The following is a 21,781-nucleotide window of genomic DNA, read 5'->3' as shown; positions in this document are numbered from 1 at the left end:
TCTTGCCCGACATGAACTGCTCGAGCACCTTCTTTTCAAATTCTGTCTGTTCTTTCTTTGTCATGGTACTGTCTGAATAAAATTAATACTTCTAATCTTTTTCAGACAGAGTTCAGTTTACAGTCTCATCATAACAAATAATTATACCAATGCTTATTTTGATTTGCACTAAAACTGTTTTTGATTTCTTCTCATAGGTGTATTTAAGGTTATGTTACAGGTCTCAAACAGGTTGAGCTGAATTTCTGCTCACAAATAACCTCTATCACCAATTAATGTACAGTCGCTTATCCACATCTTAATGTCATTAAGGCAATTGATGTCGTGTACAGAAGCAGGGCTCAGATCAATGCTTTGAAAAATACCTTCTACCGAACAAGCACTTTGTGCTGCAAAATAACCTTTATCCGGAAAGGCGTGGGTGTCCTCTTAACAAATCTTAGAGTGCTAGCTTCGTGATAATTTACAGACTTCCAAGGGCATGCTATCTACAACAAAATAATTTTCAAACTCATTGAACTAACAGGATAGTTTTAAAAGAATAGGATTGGACTCGGTTGCCAATTTCCGTTACCTTCTATTATAAACACTTCGTTCTGTTTTTAATCCAATTGGCAAAGAAAATTTTTGAACAAGTCGTTCTCACTATCAATTCCCATATATTCCGCAGTTAAACTCAAACTAATAAGCTCTAAGTAGCTGAGCTTTGGTTGACATCTTTGGTATGACAAAAGTTGTTCATTTTATATTTTAATACTTCCAATATTCTTTCGTAATTTACTTTTAAGTTGTTCATAGTTAATGTTTTATAATATAAACAAGTTACTGGTTATCGGTAATATGGACAACTTTTTTCATTTAGATCATAATGCACAATGGGTATAATACATTATTTTTATTGACATTTAACATCCTTATTTTCCTTCCGTAGGATAGCGCATCGGTCAGAGTTCTAATTCATTTTATCATATCCAAAGCCACATCCACGATCATATCTTCCTGGCCACCCACCATACCCCTGCGTGCCAACTCCTCAAGAATGGCCCGTGTATCCAGACCATACTTTTGGGCAGCTCGCTCTGAGTGCAATAAAAAACTGGAATAAACCCCAGCATAGCCCAAAGAAAGAGTTTCCCGATCCACACGAACAGGTCTTTTTTGGAGTGGGCGCACAATGTCTTCTGCGGTATCCATAAGTTTATACAGGTCGCAGTTATGCGACACCTCCATTTTATTGAGTACAGCTATGAGCACTTCCAGTGGCGCATTGCCCGCACCAGCCCCCATACCAGTAAGTGAAGCATCCAGGCGAGTAGCCCCATGCTGCATGGCTATTATGGTATTGGCCACTCCCAGTGATAAGTTATGATGGCAATGAATGCCGATTTCGGTTGATGGTTCCAAAATTTCTTTAAATGCCTCTATCCTATCTTTCACATCATTCATAAGCAAAGCTCCGGCCGAGTCGGTTACATATACACAATCAGCGCCAGCTTGTTCCATGATTTTGGCTTGTTCTGCTAGATTTTTTGGGCTGTTCATATGAGCCATCATCAAAAATCCACCTACATCCATGCCCAATTTTTTTGCCCCTTGTATGTGCTGAATTGCAGTATCGGCTTCTGTACAGTGAGTTGCGATCCGCACGGACTCCACGCCCATATTTTTGGCTTTTTCGAGGTCTTCCATAGTGGCTATACCAGGCAGTATAAGAGTAGTCAGTCGAGCATGGGTCAGCTCTTCGCTGATGCCTTCCAGCCACTCCCAATCCGTCTGTGCTCCAAAACCGAAAGTGAAGCTACCCCCTGCGAGCCCATCACCATGTGCTATTTCAATGGCATCTACACCAGCACGGTCAAGTGCTATAGCCAGCTCCTTTACTTGTTCTTTGGTGTACTGATGACCTATAGGGTGCATGCCGTCTCGTAGAGTTACATCTTGTATATATGGCTTTTTCATTTAATTTAGGATTGAATAGATTTGACTAAACGCTCTGCTGTAGCCCTGGCCGCACTGGTCATAATATCAAGGTTACCAGCATATTCTGGCAGATAATGTCCTGCTCCAGTGATTTTCAGATAAACGGAAGTTTTTAATCCGTGCCGATAGCCCAACCCCTGAATTAGGACAGGATTTGATGCGGGGATTTCATCAAACAATATTTCCTGATGAAGTTTATACCCTGGAACATATTCTTGTACCAATTCCACCTTTGCACGGATGCTCTTGCGAATGGCTTCTTTATCACCCATTTCAGAAAGTGTGAAAACTGTATCCCTCATCACCAACGGAGGCTCGGCAGGGTTCAAAATAATAATGGCCTTTCCCTTTTCAGCTTTTCCAATCTTCTCAATACCTCGGGAAGTGGTTTCTGTAAACTCATCAATGTTTGCTCGGGTTCCGGGACCTGCAGATTTACTCGCTATTGAGGCGACAATTTCACCATAGTGCACTTTTACCACATCACTAATAGCAGCCACTATTGGAATAGTAGCCTGTCCACCACATGTGACCATGTTTACATTCAAGGCTTCCATGTGGTCAGAAAAATTTACTGCTGGCACAAGATATGGCCCAACTGAAGCGGGAGTAAGGTCAATCATGCGTTTATCTGAGAACTGACGTATTTTTTCCCAGTTGTACAAATGGGCCTTGGCGGAGGTAGCATCAAACACAATCTTAATGTCGTTCCATTCTGGCATTTCCAAAAGGCCATCTACTCCTGTATGGCAGGTTGGCACATCCATTCGTGCTGCACGGGCCAGCCCATCGGATTTCGGATCAATGCCCACCATGGCAGCAACTTCCAATGTCTCCGAGTACCTCAAAATTTTTATTAACAAATCCGTTCCAATGTTTCCGGAACCAATGATTGCTACTTTTGTCTTCATCTCTTATTCCGTTTTACTTTTAAGATGTGAAATAAACAGAAGCACTTCCAAGAGTACTTATCTCTATCTCTACATAATCGTCAGGGTTCACAGGTATCATGGGACCCAAAGCTCCTGATAATATCAAATCACCTTTTTTAAGAGGAGTGCCTACTTCTACCATTTTCTTTGCCAACCATAATACGGCATTTATAGGACTTCCAAGGCAGGCCGAGCCAGTACCTTCTGAGACCACTGTGTTATTGATTTTCATGGTCATTTGCGCATTTACCATATCAAATTCAGATAGAGGCAAGGGGGTGTGTCCAATTACAAAATGACTGCCAGAAGCATTGTCCGCTACGGTATCGGTAATTTTTATTTTCCAATCTGCTATCCTGCTTCCCAGAATTTCAATGGCAGGTACTGCATAAGCTATGGCATTTATCACATCAATAGTTGTGATCTTATCATGATCTAAATCATGGCTCAACACAAAGGCTATTTCAGCTTCAACTTTTGGCTGCATGAGGTTTTTGGCGCTAATTGAAAGCCCATTGAGTACTTCCATGTCATGAAAAAGTACGCCAAAATCTGGCTGATCTACACCAACCTGTTGCTGTATCGCCTCTGAGGTAAGACCTATCTTTTTTCCTATGATTTTACTTCCATTTTCAATACGTCTCTCTGTATTGAGGTTTTGGATCTGGTATGCCAATGTAATATCTTCCACACCAATTTCCTCACTAATAGGGGCGATAGGTTTTCCAGAAACTCCAGCCTCCCATAATCGCTCTGCTATATTTGTTTTGATACTCATACTTTCAATAAAATTTTTTATGATTTGATAAATCCAGCAGCCTATCTGCTTTACCAGTACTGATGTATTTTTTTACATTTGGAATCCCCACCTTGCTGGAATGCAGCAGCACCCCATCTACCATTGCTGAGTTATGTGGCGACCCGAGCACGTTTGGTAAGTCAAGAAACGGAAAGCTCAACTTGAACTCGTTTACAAAGAAGGGTTCTATCCACCAGGCATCTATTGCCGCCTTAAATGTAGGCGTTGATTTAAGTTTTTGGTACAAAGCCTCTTCATTAATAATTTGCCCACGGGCAAGGTTTACCAATATGGCATCATCTTTCATTTTTGCAAGTTCCGAGGGACCGATCAGGTTTTCTGTTTGAGCCGTTAACGGAATGGTTATGACCACAAAATCGGTATTGGAGAGCAGGTAATCCAGTTGATCCAATTTTCCAATCCAATCTGTAGGTTCTGTACTCTCTCCACTGGTGTTTATGGCAAATACTTGACAATTGAAAGCAGACTTCATAATGTGTGCTATACGCTTCCCGATACCTCCAAAACCAATGATTCCACAGGCTTTTTGGTCAATCAAAGTGGAACCGCTACCAAACTGGTTAAATATACCTTGCTTCATTTCCTCGTGCCTTAGCCCCAAGTTTTTGGCCAAAGACAATATCATTCCCACCCCATGCTCGGCCATCGGTTTGGCATAGGCACCCATATTACCAGCTACAATAGTTTCTTGTGGAAACCTGCTAAAATCCAAATGGTCAAAGCCTGCAGAAAGTAGTTGGATGAACCGTATGCCATTAAAAGCATGATTCTTCACTTCTGGAAGCTCAATGGTTGGATTCCTGGCTATTAAGATATCTGACTTTTTGAGTTTTTCAGTCTGATCTTCTGTTGACAAACCATTGAGAAAATGAAGGTCTGCAATCCCGCCAAGCTCATCTTTATAGTACTCGATTTCTTTATTACTTACTTTATTGCTAATTGAGATTGTGTGGGATAATCGTTTCATAATTTAAATGGGGAATTTTGATTCTCCTCCATCAATCGTCCATATTGACCCATGTACAAAAGAGGCTGCTGGAGAAAGCAAGAATGTAACAACTTTGCCAATTTCTTCAGGACTTGCAAATCGACCCAAGGGAATGTTGGCAGCCATTTGTTTCTCTGTTTCTTCTAGGTTCTGCTTTTTTTCACCCGCCACCATTTTTACATAATTAGCAACTACCTCGGTATTCGTATAGCCAGGAGCGATACCGTTTACACGTATATTGGGAGCCAATTCTTCTGAAAAAGTCTTGACCATACCCGCTACGGCCATTCGTAGGTTAGAAGCCAACGTATAGTCAACAGAAGGCTGGCGTATATAACTTGAAGTGTTGATTACGATACTGCTTTGATCTGAAAGTAAGTCAATGGCATGATAACAAAGATGCCTCACAGATGATATAATGGTTTGATAACCATTTTCCCATTCTTCCGAAGAAAGGGAAGATAAATTTCCTGCGGCAGGCGCACCTGAATTTGTGAACAGCAAATCAAGTTTGCCGTGTTGTTCACGAATTACCTCATACGCTTTGATTATGTCGCTCTCGCTGGTAACATCACAGACCAAAGGAATGACTTTAACTCCTGTCTGACCTTCAATGCCTTTTGCCTTTTCTTCTATTTTTTCTTTGGTGCGTGCACAGGCGTACACAATGGCTCCTTCACTGGATAGCTCTTTTGCCACGGCTGCCCCCATTCCCTGACTGGCACCAGCCACAAAAGCTACTTTATCTTTTAGTTCTAAATTCATTTTTTCAATTTGCTGTTATCAATCCTCCATCTACATGAATATTCTGACCTGTAATATACTTGTTCTCCTCTGAGAGTAGGTACGAGGCCAATCCTGCCACATCTTCTGGCATCCCGAATTTTTTTAATGGAATTTCATTAATCGTTCTTTGATCAACTTCCTCTTTGCTAATATTTTCATTTTCGGCATAGCGCTGATTAAAGTCAAGTATTCTTTGTGTAGCAATATATCCTGGTGCTACAGTATTGATGAGTATTCCATCACTACCCAGTTCTATTGCTGCTGTCTTAAGAGCATTGACCAAAGCGGCCCTTAAGCTATTTGACAGAATAATGCCTTGATAGGGGTTTTTTACCGTAAAGGAAGTTATAGCTACTACTTTACCACTATTTTGTTTTTGCATCATTGGTGTAATTCCGCGCAAAAGTCTTAATGGTCCATGTAGCATGATGTTGGTATAAGTTTCCCATTCTGAGTCTGAAACATCCATAAATGGCTTAACAGGTGGTCCACCATGGTTGAGAAAAAGGGCGTCAAGCTGACCGGTTTCCTTTACTTTGGTTATCAAAGAAGAAACCGTGTCATCATCCCCTAAACTACCATCAATACCTTCAACCTTTGTACCGAATTCCTGAAGTTTTTTTACAGCAGCCGATGTGTTCCTACTATTTAGTATTAAATCATAACCTTTTTTTGCCATGGCTTGTGCAGTAGCATACCCAATGCCTTTGGAAGCTCCCGTAAGTAAAACAATTTTTCTTTTCATTATCCAGAAACCTGTTTAAGTTTTTGTAAAAGGTCTTCTCTTAAAGGAGTAAAAAAGTCTATTAAAGTAGTGTCTTCTACAGCTTCCACTTCATGCTCTTCATTAGATGGAAAGTGTACAATGCCTCCTTGCAACAAGGCAAACTCCTTTCCTTTCATTCTTACTTTTATATGACCCTTAGCCACAAAGCTCATCTGCTCATGAGGATGAGAATGCTTGGCAGCTATACTTCCTTTAGGCAGTTCTGCTCGTACGGTCATTAGTTTATCCCCAGCAAAAGGGTACAATTTGAGTTCTCCAGCCTCCAAAAATGGCAATTCATCCATTTGTGCGTAGTTATTCATAACTATATAAGTTTATTTTTTTACAATTTTAAATCTTTTGGCTATTTCATTTAGTGATTTGCCTTGGCACTTTTACACTGTAACAACACTCACTTTTAAATAACAATGAGGGAACCATAACTTTATTTAGGCCAAATCTTGGTTAACGTGAAATTTATAAAAGGGGCTTGCGACCATCTGTTTTCAGAGGCTACATCAAAAGCGGCTGTTAGTCTAAACATAAACGTTTTGTGCTGTTTGAAAAATGCCGGGCCAACAGAAAATGCCATTTCTTTTGAGTCTGGTATTGAGCTCCCTTGTATTTCATGATCAGACAACTGTTGTAAAAAATAGCCTGCCATTCCTATTCTAAACTCTTTTCCTAAATTGTATGAGGCGGCATAGTTCAAATAAAATGCTTGGCCTGGTTGGGTATCCTCAACACCAAGACCGACAAAAGGATCGTTGTTCTTTGAATTCCACATATAACGGAATCTCATTGAAGTCTCCCATTTATTGCTTTCGTCCCAATATAAGGTAAATGCATAATACGGCATAATACTCCACACATTGTTACCTACGTTTACTGGGTCTTTTTCATCATAGGTCCCAACTGGTAGAATGGCATTCAATAAAAAACGGTGAAAGAATGTCTTGCCGAACAGTTTCTTATCTGGCCATTGAATGCCCGCACCTACTATTACATCTCCAAGTCCAAATTCACTTTCGTTAAGACCTGCTCCCGGAAAATCAATATCAACATTGACCAAGGGAACAAGTACTTCAGCTACCGGAAAACCTTTTAACATGGGTTTTTTAGACACGATGGCTAAATGATTTATGAACAGAATATTGTTTAAACTGTTGTCCCCTGGCACTTCATCGCCATCAGAATTAGTCAATTTTGTGGAATTTTGACTACCCAAAAACACCTCGTAAAGAATCGCTGGTCCAGCAACCCCATCATTAATGCTGGTAAGTCCCAGATCATTTGGTGGCAAATTTACCTGTGCATTAGATACCCCTGCCATACAAACACACAGTATTAATGCAAATGAAATCTGTATATGTCGTCGGAAAATATTGTTTTCTAATCTCTTCATCGTAAAAATATTTTTATTCCTTTGGACCAATTGATTCCGCTAAAAATGTTGGCGATAACTCTGGTCCCCACCAAATAATGCCCTCTGCTAGCTCTTTCTCTTTCCATAGTACTGGCTTCCAGTCTGGATCATATATATGATACCCTCCACTAAACAGCTCAAGTCTGTGACCACTGCCAGGGTCTATGGCGTAAATAAAGCCTGCCTGAGATATTCCATGTCTGCCGGGAGCCAAACTTAGTTCAATACCATTTTCCTTAAAAATATCTGCCGCTCTCGCTACATCTTGAAAATTGTCAAGATAGAAGGCCGTATGGTGCAGCCTGTTTTGGCGACCAGCTTCATCAAACATAATGGCTAAGTCGTGCACCAAAGTGGTGACAGAAGTCCAATAAGCCATTTCAAACCCATTGTCTAATTGGATGTACTCTCTCACTTTGAAACCAAAAAGTTCTTCGTGTAATTTCATGCTCTCTGACGGATTGCCCACATTGAAATTGACATGATCTATACAGCGAGGGGATACCCCATGGTCAAAAGATTTGAAAACTTGATTTTTCAGTCTGGATCGCTTGCCTTCCGGTGCCAATGGGCGTTCCATATGATAGTATATTTCATAAACTTGACCTGTTGGCAATTTAAAGCGGAATGCCTTGCCCAAACCTGCTTCTTCGCCTTCTGGCACCCATGATGGACTTAATCCTGCTTTCTCAACTTTGTCATAAAAATAGTCTACATCAGCCGCTTCATGTGTTTTCCATGCGATATGGTCGAGCACGGCTTCCTTTCCTTCAATAAGGATCAATGTATGGTGTTCAAAATCTGCCCATCCGCGGTAATATATTTTATTGCCTTCGCGTTTTTGTTCGTTTAAGCCAACAACATCATGAAAAAACCAGTGTGACTTTTCTAGGTTCGGTGTTACAAGGGCCACATGTCCCAATTTTGCTAATTTCTTTTGCATTTTGATTAGTTTTAGTTAACTTCATATTAATAATTCTCCTCAAAAAATCCTTTCAATAAATAATGGAAGGACTCTTTATATTCTATTTGCGTCCAATGGCTGCAATGACTGAAAATATGCATTTGGACATTTGGAAGATGTTTGATCAAGTAATAACTGGTTTCTACATTTACAAGAAGATCTTCTTGCCCGTGTATAATTAGAATAGGATGGTCCATATTTCGTAAAGAACCATCTGGAATTACCAGTTCGTCAAGATGCTGTTGCCTTGGTGCTGGAAACATAGCTTCGAAGGATCGACGAATATTTTTATCTAACGTGGCTTTATGGCGCATCTTCGAAATGGCTTCCAATTGATCGCCGATAATGCTTTGATCGTATGAAAACCAAGAGATCATATTGGCCATAAGTTCTGGAGATGGGTCATCATAGTATCCCCATGTTCTATCCAATTCTGGCGTGATTTTCGTTGGTGCACCAGCTGGTCCCATTAGTACGACTCTATTAAACCGATCCGGAAAATCCATTAAAAGTTGGAGAGCTATTGCTCCACCCATAGAATTTCCCACAATATGTACCTTTTCAAGATTAAGTTCGTCCAATAGAGAGATGAGTTGATCCATCCATAGCCTCATCCAATTTCGCATGCCCTTAGGCGGCTCTTCTGGATGATGGCTTTTTCCAAAACCAAGCAAGTCTGGTGCAAGGCAATAGAATTTTTCGCCAAATTCAGGCATAATATATTGCCAGTTAGACCATGCACTTGCTCCTGGACCAGACCCATGAAGGAATAAAATTGCATCTTTATTATTCTTGCCACTCTCGTTGACGTATGTACTATTCGCATTTTTTATTATACGATTACTAACTTTTGCCATGTAATAAAATTATTAGGTTGTGAAATATTTGCGCTTAAAATTGTTAATTACATAAATAATTATGGTAAAATTCGATAATTATTCAATATCATCATATACACAAAAAGATTTTTTTAGTACACTTTACACATATTTGAGGTGTTTTTATAAAAAAACAAAAAGAGAATAGCTTCTTTATGGCATTTCTATGGTTATTAGACTCTAAACTTTGTTTAGCTAATCAAGTTGTAATTGATTTTCTTTTAGATGATTTTCCCTAAACTTCTTTGGAGTGGTTCCTGTAAGTGACTTAAACAACCTAAAGAAATAAGAGGGGTTCGAGAAGTTCAATGTGTATGAAATTTCAGATATGCTGCTATCAGTATAGATCAGTAGTCGTTGTGCTTCGTGCAAAATACGCTTTCGTATATGATATCCAGCTGGTTTTCCCGTCTCTTTTTTGATAATATGGTTGAGATGGCCTTCTGATAGATTAAGAATTTTTGCGTATTCCGAAACACTTCGTTTGTTTATGAAATTTGCATCCACTGCTTGTATAAATCTGTTTACTATTGTTTGAGAAGAAGTGAATAAGGTGTTTTTGTCCAAAAGTCCATAAAACTCGTACATTTTCAACAACGAAAGGCTGAGGTAAGTCCTAATGAGTTCATCACTGAGAAAGGATCCTCCCGAATTAACTTTTTCCATTCCGTTAAATATTACATTGATTTCATAAGATGTGGTTTCATCTATTTTCACTATTAAAAATCTTTTTGGAGTGCTACGCTTTATAACATTTGACAAATAGGTGCCTTTCTCATGGACTTCAAAAAAGTCAATACTAAAATGGACCGAATACCCTTTTGGGTTTTCTTCAAAGCTTGTCGCATGGATGGTATTTGGATAAAGCAATAAAAAACAGTTTTTTTGTAGATGGTGAATTTTATCATCTATGGTTACACTATAACTGCCATCTGTAACCCAAACAAGTTGGTAAAGGAGTGTATGGCAATGAGGCTCTAGAACCTTATTGGCTGACTTGATGGTTTGAATGGTCTTTATTGAAAAATAGTTTGTTAGGTGGTCAAGAGATTTCTCACCATATTCAATATAGTTAGGGACAGATTGTAAATTTCCCTTTACATCAATTGCATGCCTAATAAATTCATTGTTGCCTTTCATCATGACCTATTCTTTTTATTCCTCCGAGTGGATAGGGTGGGCAATGTATTTTTCTCAAGCAATGCCATGCCCGGTTCAGTAATATTAACGGATTTTTGGCGTCTGTCTTCGGGATTTTCTACCCGATTAACTAACCCTTTTTGAACCAATCTGTCAACTATACGACTTACATCCGAGTCCTTGTCAAGCATGCGTTCTTTAATAAAACAAATGGAAAGAGGGGCTTCGGAACGAAAACCTCGCAGTATCCTCAAAACATTGTATTGCGGTTCGGCAAGTCCGTGTTTTTTTAGCGATTGATAAAACTTAAAACTCAACTGTTTGCAGGTGTATGTCAGGTTTATCAAACCCTTATGATATTCATTCCGAAACCTTCCTTTTATTTCATCTTCAATCTTCATTTTATTTCATCTTGAAAAAATCAGGTGTTCTTAAATAAAAAACTGCCCAAACTAAAATAAGCACCACACTTGGCATCATAATGCTCATACTACCTGTCATGTGCATAATGATTGCTCCGCCCATATAAGAACTTAATAACAACGTGCCAAAGCGGTTGGTTTTTGGAAACAAAAACAATAAAGCCGAGCCTATTTCGCCTAACGCAATAATGATGCGCCAATCGCCTAAATTCATTTGTTCCATTTGTTCGGGGTGAAGAAATAATTTCCCACTTGCACTATATAAATAAAGTGCTGTTAATAAGCCTGCTATTATCCAGGCGACAATTTTTCTCATTTTTGAAATTTCTGTAGTACTCATCATCTTAAAATTTAATTGTTTATAACTATTTTTTAAAAGTTTCTTAGAAATATCTGTATTTCCAATTGGGCGAGCAAACAGCTCCTTTTATTTATGTTGAAAGATTTTCATTTTGTTTTCCCAATCATAAATATCTTATTTTACCGGAAAATGTTTTTTAAAAAAATCTTTCATATCTTGCCACGAATCTTTATCGGCGGTTTCGTTATAGGCAATCGGCATATTGAATTTTTCTCCGGCTTCTGTCGATTCGGGGTTAGTAAACGCATGGGTCGCACCTTCGTATTCTTTAAATACGAATGGTGCGTTCTCCCGGTTCATTTCGTTTTTGAAATTTTTAATATCATCTTCCGAAACAAACTGGTCGGCGCCTCCATTACAGATAAGTACCTGTGTGTTTTTTATGGCCGGGGAAGCCTTAAAGCCAGCTAACCCTCCATGGAAACTGACGACTGTTTCGAGAGGCACTCCCATGGCGGCAGCATTTAAAACTACTGTTCCACCAAAACAGTAACCAATAGCTGCAATATGGTCGTTGGCTGCCCGATTGCTGTTTATTAAGGCTTGGTATGCCGCAGTCATACGTGCTTTTAATAAATCAGAATTCGTATAAATAACACCTGCGTTTTCCTGTGCATCTTTAGGATTGTCCAGTATCTTGCCTTGTCCATACATATCTGCGGCTAATGCGGTATATCCAAGTTCAGCCAACATTTTTGCACGTGCTTGCGCATAAGAATCGTTTCCCCACCACTCATGCACGACAATAATACCCGGTTTCTTTTCATTACTGTTCTGGTCATAATAAAGATAACCAATTAATGTATCGTTGCCCGAAGTATAGGTCACTCTCTCGTTAACTATCTTTGGTTCAGCAGTGGCCACAACCTTTGTTTTTTCTTCCGTATTCTTTTTGGATTGATTGCCGCCACAACTTGTAATGATGGCGGAACTTCCAATTAATACTAATAGCAAAAGACTTTTTTTCATGTTTTTAACTGTTTTCATTTTAATGATTTTTTTTGTTTTCATTGTTAATTAATGGTGGGTCCTAAAAATTGTTTTATTTGAGTTTTCTAAAAAACAGAACCCGTTAGTTTTGTAGAAAATCTTTTAAATCAAACTAATCTCATCTGTTTTTACATTTTAACCAATACCGTGTTTAACCCACCGATCCTTGAACCTGCCAACTCAATTGCCTCGTTAATTTCTTCAAGTGCAAAAGCCTTTGTGTCTAAGAAATCAAGATTTAACCTTCCGGAATTAACCATGCTGATCATTTCATTCGCTTCATATGAATGTAGATAAAGCGACCCGGTAATATTAATTTCGGTTCCCAGCAAAAATGAATAAGGGACGGTTATATTTCCTGTTGCACCGCCAATGCAAACGGCTGTGCCACCTTTTTTTACAGCGAACAAACACTGGTGTGTGGAAGAAGTATCTACATAAGATAAACAATCCACAAACGATTCAGCGCCCTGCCCGTTGGTAAGTTCCTTTATTTTACCCGTCACTTCGCCATCCTGAAGTGAAAGTGTCTCAATAATGGCCGGCTCGATTTGCTTGATTTTTTCAAGCCTGTCTTTTTTATTGGCAATGGCAATTATTTTTGAAGCTCCCATCGCCAGAGCAAGCAGAACGGCACTTGTTCCTACAGTTCCTGTGGCGCCATTAATCAAAACGGTTGACCCGTAATGAACATGAGCTCTTTTTAAGGCATGAAACGCCGTTCCCAAATAGCCGAGACGTACCGCATGTTCAACCGGAAAATTTTCCGGCAAGGGAATGATGTTATATGAAGGCGCCTTGATATATTCTGCAAATCCGCCCTGGTATTCGTCCATCAAATGCACATTGTTTGGGTTAAATGTAAACATTCCCTGAAAAGCCATGGACTCGCTCAATCCTTCCCGTCCTTTCAAGGCAAACTCATCGGTCGGGTAATACAAGAGGGAATTAACCCAAACTTTTTGACCTTCTTTCAACCCTTTCACATGTTTGCCAAGTTTTGAGATGTTGCCTACTGCATCCGAACCTAAAATGGCTGGCAAAGTAGGGCGGACAAACGATCCGCCAGGTTGCGTAATATCTTTCATGGAAGGTGCGATAAAAGTGGCTTTTACTTCCACCAAAACATCTTCGTCCCTCAATTCTGGGATTGCAACCTCTTCAACCCGAAGAGGTTTTCCTAATTCAAATAAACGTGCTGCTTTCATAATTTTTATTTATTAATAAATTGTATCAATGGCGAAATAAACCTGTCAAATTGTTCAATGTGAGGCAAATGACCCACATTGTCAAGTTCAACCAATTTCGCGTTTGGAATTTTGTCTCTCGTACTTTTTCCAAGTTGGTTGTATAGTCCCATCGTTTTTCCCACCTCTTCGCTCACCAATGGCTTGCCCAATGCTGTCCTATCCCTTGTGCCTATAATCAACAAAGTAGGAGGTTTGATATTTCCAAACTCGTAGAGAACCGGTTGCGTAAAAATCATATCGAAGGTGAGGGCCGCGTTCCACGCAATTTTTGGATAATCAGAATTCAGTGTCCATCCGGCCAAAAGATCAACCCATTGGTCATACAAGGGGTTCCATTTACCATCGTAATAGTTTTCTAACTGGTAACTTTTAATTTTTTCATACGTCTGATCCAGCTCAACCTGATACCACCAGTCCACCGGTTTATAGGGAACTGTCTTTTTCCAGTCTTCTAACCCGATTGGGTTTTCCAAAATTAATTTTTCCGTTGCTTCAGGATACATTAACACAAAACGGGTAGCCAGCATCCCTCCCATGGAATGTCCCAATACACTGGTTCTTATGATGCCAAGATGGTCTAATAGAAGTTTTGTGTTGAGAGCCAATTGCTGAAATGTATAGTTGAAATTTTCGGGTTTCGACGACTTGCCAAAGCCTATCTGGTCGGGCACAATCACCCGGAAACCCTCTTGTGTCAATCTTTCAATAGTGGTTTTCCAATATGCGCCATTAAAATTTTTACCATGCAGCAAAACTATATTTTTCCCGTTATAGTTTGCCGGTTTAACATCCATGTAAGCCATTTTTAAATCCTGCTGTTGGATGTTCAGGTTAATGTAATCCACCTTGTATGGGTATTCGTAGTTAGCAAGCATTACATCCAGCCACTTTAAATCACTTTTCTGAGAAAAGGAAACAAGCGTAAAACCTAATAGTGCAATGGTTAATTTTATTTTTATGTTATCTATTGTCATATAGCTTGATTTTATTAATGGATCAGTCCGCTGACTTTTTCTCCCCGGATAAAAAGTTTAACATTATCGATAGCCTTTTCTGTCCCTATTATCATGGCATCCTCTACCATGGCCGAATTATGTGGCGAGCCCAGAATATTGGGCAGTTCAAAGAAAGGAAAATGAAGTTCAAACTTACCGTATTTAAAGGGCTCCACCCACCAGGCATCTATACCGGCGTAAAAGTCGGGATGGGTTTTCAGGTGATCATATAATTCCTTCTCATTAATTATTTGTCCCCTTGCCACATTTACCAAAACGGCGTTTGGTTTCATTAAATCCAGTTTTTGTTTGTTGATTAAATTATTTGTCTGCTCATTAAGCGGGCAGGAAATAAGTAGGGAATCGGCATTTTTAAGTACAAAATCCAAATCGTTAAGGGTGCCGATAAACTCAACTTTTTCATTGGTCTTGCCTGTGGTATTGATGGCAAATACCTTCACCCCGAGCGGTTTCATCAAGTTTGCCGTAGCTTTCCCGATGGAACCAAAACCAATTATTCCCAGGACGGAACCCCTCATTGATTTGGTCGTGCTTTTTAGTTGATTAAATATTCCATCAGACAGGTGATTGTGATAGATTGACAATCTTTTGCTCAGGGCAAGTATCATTGCCAGGGCATGTTCCGCCATGGGTTCGGCATAGGCACCCTGGTTTGCAGCTATTTTCATGGAATCCGGGAAACGTTCCAGATTAACATGGTCGTATCCGGCGGAAAGAAGTTGCATAAATTTTACATTTTTGCAGGAAACCGCATGATTGTACAATCCTTCTTTCTCCGGATTCCAGGATAACAATATATCGGCAGTTGAAACAATATCCGCAATCATTTCCTTTGGACTATCTTCCAGGAAGACGGTTTCCAAACCGTTTCCTGAAAATTGTTTCATTAATTTCTTTTGTTCAGGAAATGTTTTAAATGTTATTACTATTTTCATAAGCATTTTTCTTTGGAAGCATTAGATTAATTTTCTAATCCATTCGTCTATAACGGCATAGGGTTGCGCCCCACTCAGTTTATGTTTACCATTGGCCACAATAGTGGGCACTGCATTTACTCCATACATACGTGCCTGCTGAAAATCTTCGTTTAGCGATTGCTTTACCTTCTCGCTGCCATAATCCTTTTCCCATTGTTCCACATCAAGCCCAATTTCTTTGGCACACATTTTCAGTGTATCAAAATCGGCAATGTTAAGGCAGTCGGTAAGATGTGCTTTTTGAACGCGGTCGAACATTCTGCCATGCACAAGGTTTCCACCTTGAAGTTCGGCAGCTTTGCATGCGGTCAAACCGGGAGTAGAAGAAGGATAATCGAAATCCCTGGACGCCATAAGATCAGGGTTCATTCTATGTTCATCATCATTGAGGTTGGCTTGACGCCAATGTTCTAATATCTCTTTCTTTCCCTGTTCTTTTGACCCAAATATTCGTTCTATTCCGTCTGTTGATGGAGCTAAAGCAAATGCCCGATGTACAATTGAAACATGTTCGGGAAATTGCTGCGCCAATTTTTCTAATCGGGGAGAAAAGGCATAACACCATGCACAAAGCACATCATGGAAAAACTCTATGGTCACGGGGATGTTTTCTTCTGTTTTTATCTCTTCCATTTTATTTTAATTTTTATCAATCAGCCAAACTTATATCCGGAAACTTTAATTCCCATGAGCAATCCCGAATAATCACGGGAGCCCTTATCACTGCCAGCAGCACCGGCAACTACAAACAACGGAGCCAGATGTTCACTTCTTGGATGGCTTTCTCTTGCTTTTGGTGCATTCTTCCAGTTAATGAGCATTTCATTTCGTTTTTTAGTATCATTTATCTCAACTGTCTGGGTAAGCCAGTCATCGAATTGTGTTGAACTACCTGCTGCCGAAGAACTTTCCGACATAAACCCGCGCATATTGTGGTAGCTCATTCCCGAACCGATAATCAATACACCTTCATTTCGTAAAGGTTCAAGCGCTTTTCCAAGACTTATATGCGTTTCAGGGTCAAGGGAATTGATTAGCGAAAGCTGAACCACCGGAATATTGGCTTCAGGGAAAGCAATCATCAAAGGCACAAACGTTCCATGGTCAAAGCCTCTTTTATAGTCTCTTTTTGTTTTAAAACTGCTTGCTTTAAACAGATTTTCAATCCGTTCAGCCAATTCGGGATTACCTGGAGCTGGCCATTTTAAATGATATGTGGATTCAGGAAAACCATAATAATCATACAGCAAAGGTGGATTTGAACCGAATTGCAGCGTTGGCAAATCCTCTTCCCAATGTCCTGAAACAACAAGTATCGCGTTTATCTTTTGACTGTATTGCTCACCAAAATTTTTAAGGTATTCCCTTAATTGACCATAGCCAATAGGGTCACCCATGGCATTTTTTATTACATGCCACGGACCTCCACCATGAGGTATAAAATATACGGGTAACTTTCCCATTCTGTTTCGCTTATTTTCTTATCGCTTTCAGTGCGGTTCCCCAGCTAATTAGCGGGTCGAGCATCGTTTTTAAATTGTTTTCGTTCATTGCAGCAGGTTTAAAACCGCTGAAGATTTTATCAAAATAATATTGTACATCTATGTAATTCTGTTGCTTGCCTAAAACAGATGAATCCAAGTACAAGCTCATGTCATAAGGTTTTAAATTTTGAAATTCATCTTGAATATTCCTGTTATTCATTTTACGCCAGTGATTTGTTTCAATTAATGAATACCCCAAGGCAAGGACTCGGGGGGATTCGGTTAGCCAAACAATTACAATTAAAAGAAATTTTCCGTACTGGTTCTGTCCATATAAGTGAATTGCAACATCCAATGTGGATAAATTGGGTCTAATTTACTTAATTCATCCAGTTGGCTTACTTCCTTGGCACTCATTTCCCATTCGGTTGCTTTAAGGTTATCTTCCAGTTGGTGGGGTTTGGTGGCACCTACCAGGACAGAGGAAACCACAGGTTTTCTGAGCAGGTAATTTAATGCTGCCTGCGCAATGCTCGCGTTGTGATTGTTGGCAATTTCTTCCAGGGCATCTACAATAACATAACCTTTTTCCATATCTATCGGGATAAAATTTTGTTCTTCTTCTTTGGTTCTTCTGGAATCTTCGGGCATGGGTTTGTCTTTCCTATATTTTCCTGTTAGGAAACCACCTCCCAGCGGCGACCATGGAGTCAATCCCAAACCTTGATCTTCGAGCAGCGGAGTCAATTCATATTCCACATCCCTGGAAATCAACGAATAGATAGCTTGAAGTGATACAAATTTTTCAAAATGATTTTCTTTCGATACTGCCAAAGCTTTCATTAACTGCCATGCCGTGAAATTACTGGCGCCAATGTACCTCACTTTTCCCTGGTGCACCAAATCCGATAGAGCGCCCAAAGTTTCCTCAAGCGGGGTAATAGGATCAAAACTGTGCATCACATAAAGGTCGATGTAGTCTGTGCCTAATCTCTTCAGGCTATTATTACAGCTCTCAATAATGTGTTTGCGAGACAGGCCCACATCGTTGATGTCCTTGCTCATCCGTCCCCTTACTTTGGTGGCAAGCACTACTTCGTTGCGTTTCTCTTTTAGTGCCTTGCCCAGAATTTCTTCAGATTGACCGTGGGAATATACATCTGCCGTGTCGAAAAAGTTAATGCCGGCATCAAGAGCCATATCCACAATTTTTTTGCTGGCTGGGTAATCCAGATTACCGACTACTTTCCAGTAGCCCTCGCCGCCAAAACTCATGGCTCCCAAGCAAAGTTCCGATACCATCAAACCTGATTTTCCTAATTGTCTGTACTTCATGTTTTTTTGTTTTTTAGTGTTAATTGTTTAAAATGAGTAGATTTATATAGCAGGCTTTAACTCAAATGCGTTTGCCAATAATTCAAATGATTTCCTGCGCGCTCCATAATCAACAGACATGGAGGTAACCATAATTTCATCGGTTCCAAAATCGTTTGATAATTTAATGAGCTGTTCTTTCACATCATCGGTCGTTCCCGAAATGATGCGCCCTTTGTTTCTGTCTATTATTTGTTGCTCCAGGGAGGAGAAACGATAATTCTTGATATGGTTTGCATCTTTAAAATTATTGAAATTGCCCTTTTCAAATTGCAAAAAAACAAAATCAATAAACTTCCGCATTTCGTTTGCTTTTTCTTCGGTTTCGGCACAAACCATCTGAATGGCGACCATTACCTGAGGTTCAGTATTTTCGATTGATGGTTTAAAGTTTTTCCGGTATGTTTCTGCCACTTCGGGACTGACAAAACCGTTTATAAATTTGGCAATGCTTAGACCCATCCCAAATTTAGCGGCAATTAAACTGCTTCCCCCGCTTGAACTCAATATCCATTGTGACGGGATTGTTGTTGATTGTGGCGTTGCAAGTAAGGAACCTTGTCTTGTGGCTGCGGTATCACGAAAAAAATGCTGCATATATTCCAACTGTTGCAAATAACTTGCTTCGCTAAAATCATTGGAAGGGTTAAGAATTGAAGAGGTAACCCTATCGGTGCCCGGAGCCCGTCCAATGCCTAAATCAATGCGATTAGGGAAAAGAACTTCGAGCATTCTGAAATTTTCAACAACCTTCAAAGCACTGTGGTTAGGCAGCATAATGCCTCCTGATCCAATACGGATGGAGCTGGTTTCACCGGCCAGCTTCACCATCAGCACTTCGGGTGTAGAACCGGCAATGAGTGCAGAGTTATGGTGTTCAGATACCCAAAAGCGGCTATAGCCTAAATTTTCGGCCAGTTTAACCGTTGCAACTGTTTCATTGATGGCTTCTTTGGCGTTGCCATCAGGCTTAATGACCGATTGATCGAGTATGCTTAATTTGATTTCCCCCATCTTATTATTTAATCAATATAATATACGTTAATTGGTTCCATAACATTTGTGATTATTAACTATTTCATCATCTGACAGTTTAGACAGGTTACCGTACCTCTTATTCAGACACAAATATATGTTTCTTTGAAAATAGATTTGTTCAAATATCGTATGGTTGTAAGGGTTGTGATCTTGACCAAAACCCTCGTTTTAAACCCTTGAAAAGTTTTGGCGTAATTGCGCCCTATCATAAAACTGGCCACAAAGTTGGGAAAACAACGTTTCGATCCTTTTTCTATATTTTTTGAGGGGATAGAATTGTGGTTTCTAGTCCTTTTGGTTTTTTCTCTTGGGTGTCTCCACTTTTATGTTCACATATTTATTTGTTTAGGCTTTCCTTTTTTTCACTTTTTATGATTGGTTGATATTTATTCCAGTTGGCAACAATAACCCAAATATTAATTGCGAATAATATTAATGCGATTCCAATACCAGCTAGGTCGTGTACTAAATGATGGACAATTATCCCAACCATAACAGGAAGAAGAACTAAGGCTCCCAGTGCTCTTGTTTTCGGGATCGCTATTAAAGCACCTCCAATGATTTCAATAATTGCCACAAGCGGAAAAATCCATTTTATTGTCATAAATGCTCCTATAATTTGCATCATTTCTTCAGACATTTCAGGCATAGGCATATAGTTGAAGAATTTATTTAACCCTGAATTAATCATCATTAACCCGAATAGGATACATAATACTGTAAGAATCTTGTTTTTCATTTTTAGATGGTTTTTGGTTAATAGTACATCAAATTTAACTATTTTTGATTACCGTTGGTAATCAGTTACCTTTTAGTAACCAGTTACCTTAAGGTAATCATTAAATTAAATGAGATGAAAAAAAAAGAACACAAAGAGTGTATGTCCGCTTTGTTACCGGTAAGGGACACTTTAGATATAATAGGTGGGAAATGGAAACTTTTAATTCTAATTTCGATTTGGGAAGGAAACAAGCACTTTAGAGAGATAGAACGGAGTATTCCAAAGTTAAGTACCAAAGTTTTGTCAAAGGAATTGAAAGATATGGAAGAAAATCAGTTGATTATTAGAACTGTTTTAAATGGCTTCCCTGTCCGAACACAATATACCCCTACAGAACATTCCAAAACGCTGAAAAAAGTTATTTTAGAATTGCAAAATTGGGGTATCAATCATAGAAAGGAAATCTTTGGAGATACGTCTGAAAAAGATAATTCAATTCGTGTGTAGTAAGAGTTCTGGTCATATTATTGTTAATTGGTTTATTTAATTTTCTATAACCTGCGTAAAAACATTACAGATGAAAAAACAAGTAACAATTTAGGGCTGCACAAGCAAAAGACGTAGCGTTTCAATTTGGAATAGGGGATCGTTTTTGTATCGACTGGAAAAGAGGGTTTCATCCACTAATAAGTTGACTAAAAGAATTGATATGTAACCAAAATAAGTGATTTAAAAAATCGCCATATTAGAAAAACTTAAATATAATGACAAAATAAATGATTGAAAAAAACATAAATTTTTTAAAAAAGACAATTGAAGATGGTATCCCAATCCACAAATTTTTAGGATTAAAATTATTGATTCTTGAAAAAGGTTTTGTAAAAGTAAGTGTTCCTTTTAGGGATGAAGTCGTAGGAGATATTAGAAAAAACAGATGGCACGGTGGTATTATTGCCACAATAATGGACTCTGTAGGGGGAATGGCAGGCGGCACTCATTTTACATCTTTTGAAGATAAACTAGCAACTATTGATTTAAGAATAGATTATCTAAAAGGAGCAGAAGCACTACCCATAATTGTGGAAGGTAAAATCGTTAGATTAGGTAATAGAATACTTGTAACAAAAATGAAAGCCTTCCAAAACGATGAGTTAATAGCAGAAGGAAAAGGCGTCTATAATTTTATACGAATAGATAAATAAGATAGTAGTTACTCGTAAAAGTAAATGAAAAGATTGACCAATTAGAAAAACTTCTTCAAATAAGTTAAATCAACAATTTAAACCCACTCAGTAAATTCCCCTGCATTTCCCATAAAACTACATTTTAGAAAAAGAGTTTATTTAGAAAAATCTTTGACAGAACTCTAAAAGCTTACGATTTCTATAATGTCAATCCTACCAGTAACTACTCATATTGTAAGGTTTCCTAGATACTACTCAATTCAAATATTTACCACTTTGTAGAT

General features: G+C 39.0%; 25 protein-coding genes and 2 pseudogenes. 2 read left to right on the top strand and 25 right to left on the bottom strand.

The annotated features are described in order from the left end of the window. Positions 1-171: 171 nt before the first annotated feature. The 25 genes and pseudogenes from PY092_RS19740 to PY092_RS18450 form a co-directional block, all read right to left on the bottom strand. Positions 172-796, bottom strand: a pseudogene (locus tag PY092_RS19740) (transposase); the annotation flags it as partial. A 161-nt stretch (positions 797-957) separates the two neighbouring features. Next, positions 958-1,959: a 4-hydroxy-2-oxovalerate aldolase gene (gene dmpG / locus PY092_RS18565; protein ID WP_114492987.1), complete on the bottom strand. Its 1,002-nt coding sequence runs from the start codon at positions 1,957-1,959 to the stop codon at positions 958-960. A gap of 5 nt (positions 1,960-1,964) precedes the next feature. Next, entirely contained in the window at positions 1,965-2,891 is a 927-nt protein-coding gene (locus PY092_RS18560) for an acetaldehyde dehydrogenase (acetylating) (RefSeq protein ID WP_114492986.1), read from the bottom strand. A 19-nt stretch (positions 2,892-2,910) separates the two neighbouring features. Further along, positions 2,911-3,690, bottom strand: a complete 780-nt coding sequence (locus tag PY092_RS18555) for a 2-keto-4-pentenoate hydratase (protein WP_275617247.1) — start codon at positions 3,688-3,690, stop codon at positions 2,911-2,913. A 4-nt stretch (positions 3,691-3,694) separates the two neighbouring features. Beyond that, positions 3,695-4,699 (bottom strand): NAD(P)-dependent oxidoreductase, encoded by a 1,005-nt coding sequence (locus PY092_RS18550; protein WP_275617246.1) that lies wholly within the window; start codon positions 4,697-4,699, stop codon positions 3,695-3,697. Positions 4,700-4,702: 3 nt separating this feature from the next. After that, positions 4,703-5,485, bottom strand: a complete 783-nt coding sequence (locus PY092_RS18545) for an SDR family oxidoreductase (RefSeq protein ID WP_275617245.1) — start codon at positions 5,483-5,485, stop codon at positions 4,703-4,705. A gap of 4 nt (positions 5,486-5,489) precedes the next feature. Then, positions 5,490-6,251 (bottom strand): SDR family oxidoreductase, encoded by a 762-nt coding sequence (locus PY092_RS18540; protein WP_114492982.1) that lies wholly within the window; start codon positions 6,249-6,251, stop codon positions 5,490-5,492. Then, positions 6,251-6,595: a cupin domain-containing protein gene (locus PY092_RS18535; protein ID WP_275617244.1), complete on the bottom strand. Its 345-nt coding sequence runs from the start codon at positions 6,593-6,595 to the stop codon at positions 6,251-6,253. Before PY092_RS18535 ends, PY092_RS18540 begins: the two co-directional genes overlap by 1 nt. Before the next feature lie 122 nt (positions 6,596-6,717). Then, a complete protein-coding gene (locus tag PY092_RS18530; RefSeq protein ID WP_275617243.1) occupies positions 6,718-7,677 on the bottom strand; it encodes a SphA family protein in 960 nt (319 codons plus the stop codon). A gap of 13 nt (positions 7,678-7,690) precedes the next feature. Continuing rightward, entirely contained in the window at positions 7,691-8,641 is a 951-nt protein-coding gene (locus PY092_RS18525; RefSeq protein WP_275617242.1) for a VOC family protein, read from the bottom strand. Between the two features lie 26 nt (positions 8,642-8,667). After that, the gene (locus tag PY092_RS18520) at positions 8,668-9,519 is read right to left on the bottom strand and encodes an alpha/beta fold hydrolase (RefSeq protein ID WP_275617241.1); all 852 of its coding nucleotides are present in this window, start codon (positions 9,517-9,519) and stop codon (positions 8,668-8,670) included. Between the two features lie 216 nt (positions 9,520-9,735). After that, entirely contained in the window at positions 9,736-10,683 is a 948-nt protein-coding gene (locus PY092_RS18515) for an AraC family transcriptional regulator (RefSeq protein WP_275617240.1), read from the bottom strand. Further along, positions 10,680-11,081 (bottom strand): MarR family transcriptional regulator, encoded by a 402-nt coding sequence (locus PY092_RS18510; RefSeq protein ID WP_275617239.1) that lies wholly within the window; start codon positions 11,079-11,081, stop codon positions 10,680-10,682. Before PY092_RS18510 ends, PY092_RS18515 begins: the two co-directional genes overlap by 4 nt. A 1-nt stretch (position 11,082) precedes the next feature. Beyond that, complete coding sequence (locus PY092_RS18505; RefSeq protein WP_275617238.1) at positions 11,083-11,445, bottom strand: DoxX family protein; 363 nt, start codon at positions 11,443-11,445, stop codon at positions 11,083-11,085. A gap of 132 nt (positions 11,446-11,577) precedes the next feature. Then, positions 11,578-12,474, bottom strand: a complete 897-nt coding sequence (locus PY092_RS18500) for a dienelactone hydrolase family protein (protein ID WP_275617237.1) — start codon at positions 12,472-12,474, stop codon at positions 11,578-11,580. A gap of 107 nt (positions 12,475-12,581) precedes the next feature. After that, entirely contained in the window at positions 12,582-13,661 is a 1,080-nt protein-coding gene (locus tag PY092_RS18495) for a zinc-dependent alcohol dehydrogenase (RefSeq protein ID WP_114491753.1), read from the bottom strand. A gap of 5 nt (positions 13,662-13,666) precedes the next feature. Next, entirely contained in the window at positions 13,667-14,677 is a 1,011-nt protein-coding gene (locus PY092_RS18490) for an alpha/beta fold hydrolase (protein ID WP_114491754.1), read from the bottom strand. A 14-nt stretch (positions 14,678-14,691) separates the two neighbouring features. Next, positions 14,692-15,654 carry a 2-hydroxyacid dehydrogenase gene (locus PY092_RS18485; protein WP_114491780.1) on the bottom strand — a complete coding sequence of 321 codons (963 nt, stop codon included), beginning with the start codon at positions 15,652-15,654 and terminating at the stop codon, positions 14,692-14,694. 21 nt (positions 15,655-15,675) lie between these two features. Continuing rightward, positions 15,676-16,329 (bottom strand): DsbA family oxidoreductase, encoded by a 654-nt coding sequence (locus PY092_RS18480; protein ID WP_275617236.1) that lies wholly within the window; start codon positions 16,327-16,329, stop codon positions 15,676-15,678. 20 nt (positions 16,330-16,349) lie between these two features. Next, complete coding sequence (locus tag PY092_RS18475; protein ID WP_275617235.1) at positions 16,350-17,159, bottom strand: DODA-type extradiol aromatic ring-opening family dioxygenase; 810 nt, start codon at positions 17,157-17,159, stop codon at positions 16,350-16,352. Positions 17,160-17,169: 10 nt separating this feature from the next. Continuing rightward, on the bottom strand, positions 17,170-17,349 hold the full coding sequence (locus PY092_RS18470) for a hypothetical protein (protein ID WP_275617234.1): 180 nt from the start codon (positions 17,347-17,349) through the stop codon (positions 17,170-17,172). A gap of 131 nt (positions 17,350-17,480) precedes the next feature. Then, positions 17,481-18,515: an aldo/keto reductase gene (locus tag PY092_RS18465; RefSeq protein WP_275617233.1), complete on the bottom strand. Its 1,035-nt coding sequence runs from the start codon at positions 18,513-18,515 to the stop codon at positions 17,481-17,483. A gap of 42 nt (positions 18,516-18,557) precedes the next feature. Beyond that, complete coding sequence (locus PY092_RS18460) at positions 18,558-19,568, bottom strand: LLM class flavin-dependent oxidoreductase (RefSeq protein ID WP_114491759.1); 1,011 nt, start codon at positions 19,566-19,568, stop codon at positions 18,558-18,560. 104 nt (positions 19,569-19,672) lie between these two features. Next, positions 19,673-19,928 (bottom strand): annotated as a pseudogene (locus tag PY092_RS18455) (transposase); the annotation flags it as partial. A gap of 1 nt (position 19,929) precedes the next feature. Further along, positions 19,930-20,331: a DoxX family protein gene (locus PY092_RS18450; protein WP_114491760.1), complete on the bottom strand. Its 402-nt coding sequence runs from the start codon at positions 20,329-20,331 to the stop codon at positions 19,930-19,932. A gap of 114 nt (positions 20,332-20,445) precedes the next feature. Here PY092_RS18450 and PY092_RS18445 point away from each other — a divergent pair, with 114 nt between their 5' ends. Together PY092_RS18445 and PY092_RS18440 are read left to right on the top strand one after the other, a co-directional pair. After that, positions 20,446-20,820 (top strand): winged helix-turn-helix transcriptional regulator, encoded by a 375-nt coding sequence (locus tag PY092_RS18445; RefSeq protein WP_114491781.1) that lies wholly within the window; start codon positions 20,446-20,448, stop codon positions 20,818-20,820. 269 nt (positions 20,821-21,089) lie between these two features. Then, complete coding sequence (locus PY092_RS18440) at positions 21,090-21,515, top strand: hotdog fold thioesterase (RefSeq protein ID WP_114491761.1); 426 nt, start codon at positions 21,090-21,092, stop codon at positions 21,513-21,515. The last annotated feature ends 266 nt before the right edge of the window (positions 21,516-21,781 follow it).

Source organism: Flagellimonas yonaguniensis, from assembly GCF_029193885.1.
GTDB lineage: Bacteria > Bacteroidota > Bacteroidia > Flavobacteriales > Flavobacteriaceae > Flagellimonas > Flagellimonas yonaguniensis.
Note: the sequence above shows the minus strand (reverse complement) of the source record. Positions and strands in the feature narration are given on the sequence as shown.

Bases quoted from the DNA above. Each gene is read 5' to 3' on its own strand.
- dmpG (WP_114492987.1), bottom strand. From the start codon at position 1,959: ATGAAAAAGCCATATATACAAGATGTAACTCTACGAGACGGCATGCAC.
- PY092_RS18560 (WP_114492986.1), bottom strand. From the start codon at position 2,891: ATGAAGACAAAAGTAGCAATCATTGGTTCCGGAAACATTGGAACGGAT.
- PY092_RS18555 (WP_275617247.1), bottom strand. From the start codon at position 3,690: ATGAGTATCAAAACAAATATAGCAGAGCGATTATGGGAGGCTGGAGTT.
- PY092_RS18550 (WP_275617246.1), bottom strand. From the start codon at position 4,699: ATGAAACGATTATCCCACACAATCTCAATTAGCAATAAAGTAAGTAAT.
- PY092_RS18545 (WP_275617245.1), bottom strand. From the start codon at position 5,485: ATGAATTTAGAACTAAAAGATAAAGTAGCTTTTGTGGCTGGTGCCAGT.
- PY092_RS18540 (WP_114492982.1), bottom strand. From the start codon at position 6,251: ATGAAAAGAAAAATTGTTTTACTTACGGGAGCTTCCAAAGGCATTGGG.
- PY092_RS18535 (WP_275617244.1), bottom strand. From the start codon at position 6,595: ATGAATAACTACGCACAAATGGATGAATTGCCATTTTTGGAGGCTGGA.
- PY092_RS18530 (WP_275617243.1), bottom strand. From the start codon at position 7,677: ATGAAGAGATTAGAAAACAATATTTTCCGACGACATATACAGATTTCA.
- PY092_RS18525 (WP_275617242.1), bottom strand. From the start codon at position 8,641: ATGCAAAAGAAATTAGCAAAATTGGGACATGTGGCCCTTGTAACACCG.
- PY092_RS18520 (WP_275617241.1), bottom strand. From the start codon at position 9,519: ATGGCAAAAGTTAGTAATCGTATAATAAAAAATGCGAATAGTACATAC.
- PY092_RS18515 (WP_275617240.1), bottom strand. From the start codon at position 10,683: ATGATGAAAGGCAACAATGAATTTATTAGGCATGCAATTGATGTAAAG.
- PY092_RS18510 (WP_275617239.1), bottom strand. From the start codon at position 11,081: ATGAAGATTGAAGATGAAATAAAAGGAAGGTTTCGGAATGAATATCAT.
- PY092_RS18505 (WP_275617238.1), bottom strand. From the start codon at position 11,445: ATGATGAGTACTACAGAAATTTCAAAAATGAGAAAAATTGTCGCCTGG.
- PY092_RS18500 (WP_275617237.1), bottom strand. From the start codon at position 12,474: ATGAAAACAAAAAAAATCATTAAAATGAAAACAGTTAAAAACATGAAA.
- PY092_RS18495 (WP_114491753.1), bottom strand. From the start codon at position 13,661: ATGAAAGCAGCACGTTTATTTGAATTAGGAAAACCTCTTCGGGTTGAA.
- PY092_RS18490 (WP_114491754.1), bottom strand. From the start codon at position 14,677: ATGACAATAGATAACATAAAAATAAAATTAACCATTGCACTATTAGGT.
- PY092_RS18485 (WP_114491780.1), bottom strand. From the start codon at position 15,654: ATGAAAATAGTAATAACATTTAAAACATTTCCTGAACAAAAGAAATTA.
- PY092_RS18480 (WP_275617236.1), bottom strand. From the start codon at position 16,329: ATGGAAGAGATAAAAACAGAAGAAAACATCCCCGTGACCATAGAGTTT.
- PY092_RS18475 (WP_275617235.1), bottom strand. From the start codon at position 17,159: ATGGGAAAGTTACCCGTATATTTTATACCTCATGGTGGAGGTCCGTGG.
- PY092_RS18470 (WP_275617234.1), bottom strand. From the start codon at position 17,349: ATGAGCTTGTACTTGGATTCATCTGTTTTAGGCAAGCAACAGAATTAC.
- PY092_RS18465 (WP_275617233.1), bottom strand. From the start codon at position 18,515: ATGAAGTACAGACAATTAGGAAAATCAGGTTTGATGGTATCGGAACTT.
- PY092_RS18460 (WP_114491759.1), bottom strand. From the start codon at position 19,568: ATGGGGGAAATCAAATTAAGCATACTCGATCAATCGGTCATTAAGCCT.
- PY092_RS18450 (WP_114491760.1), bottom strand. From the start codon at position 20,331: ATGAAAAACAAGATTCTTACAGTATTATGTATCCTATTCGGGTTAATG.
- PY092_RS18445 (WP_114491781.1), top strand. From the start codon at position 20,446: ATGAAAAAAAAAGAACACAAAGAGTGTATGTCCGCTTTGTTACCGGTA.
- PY092_RS18440 (WP_114491761.1), top strand. From the start codon at position 21,090: ATGATTGAAAAAAACATAAATTTTTTAAAAAAGACAATTGAAGATGGT.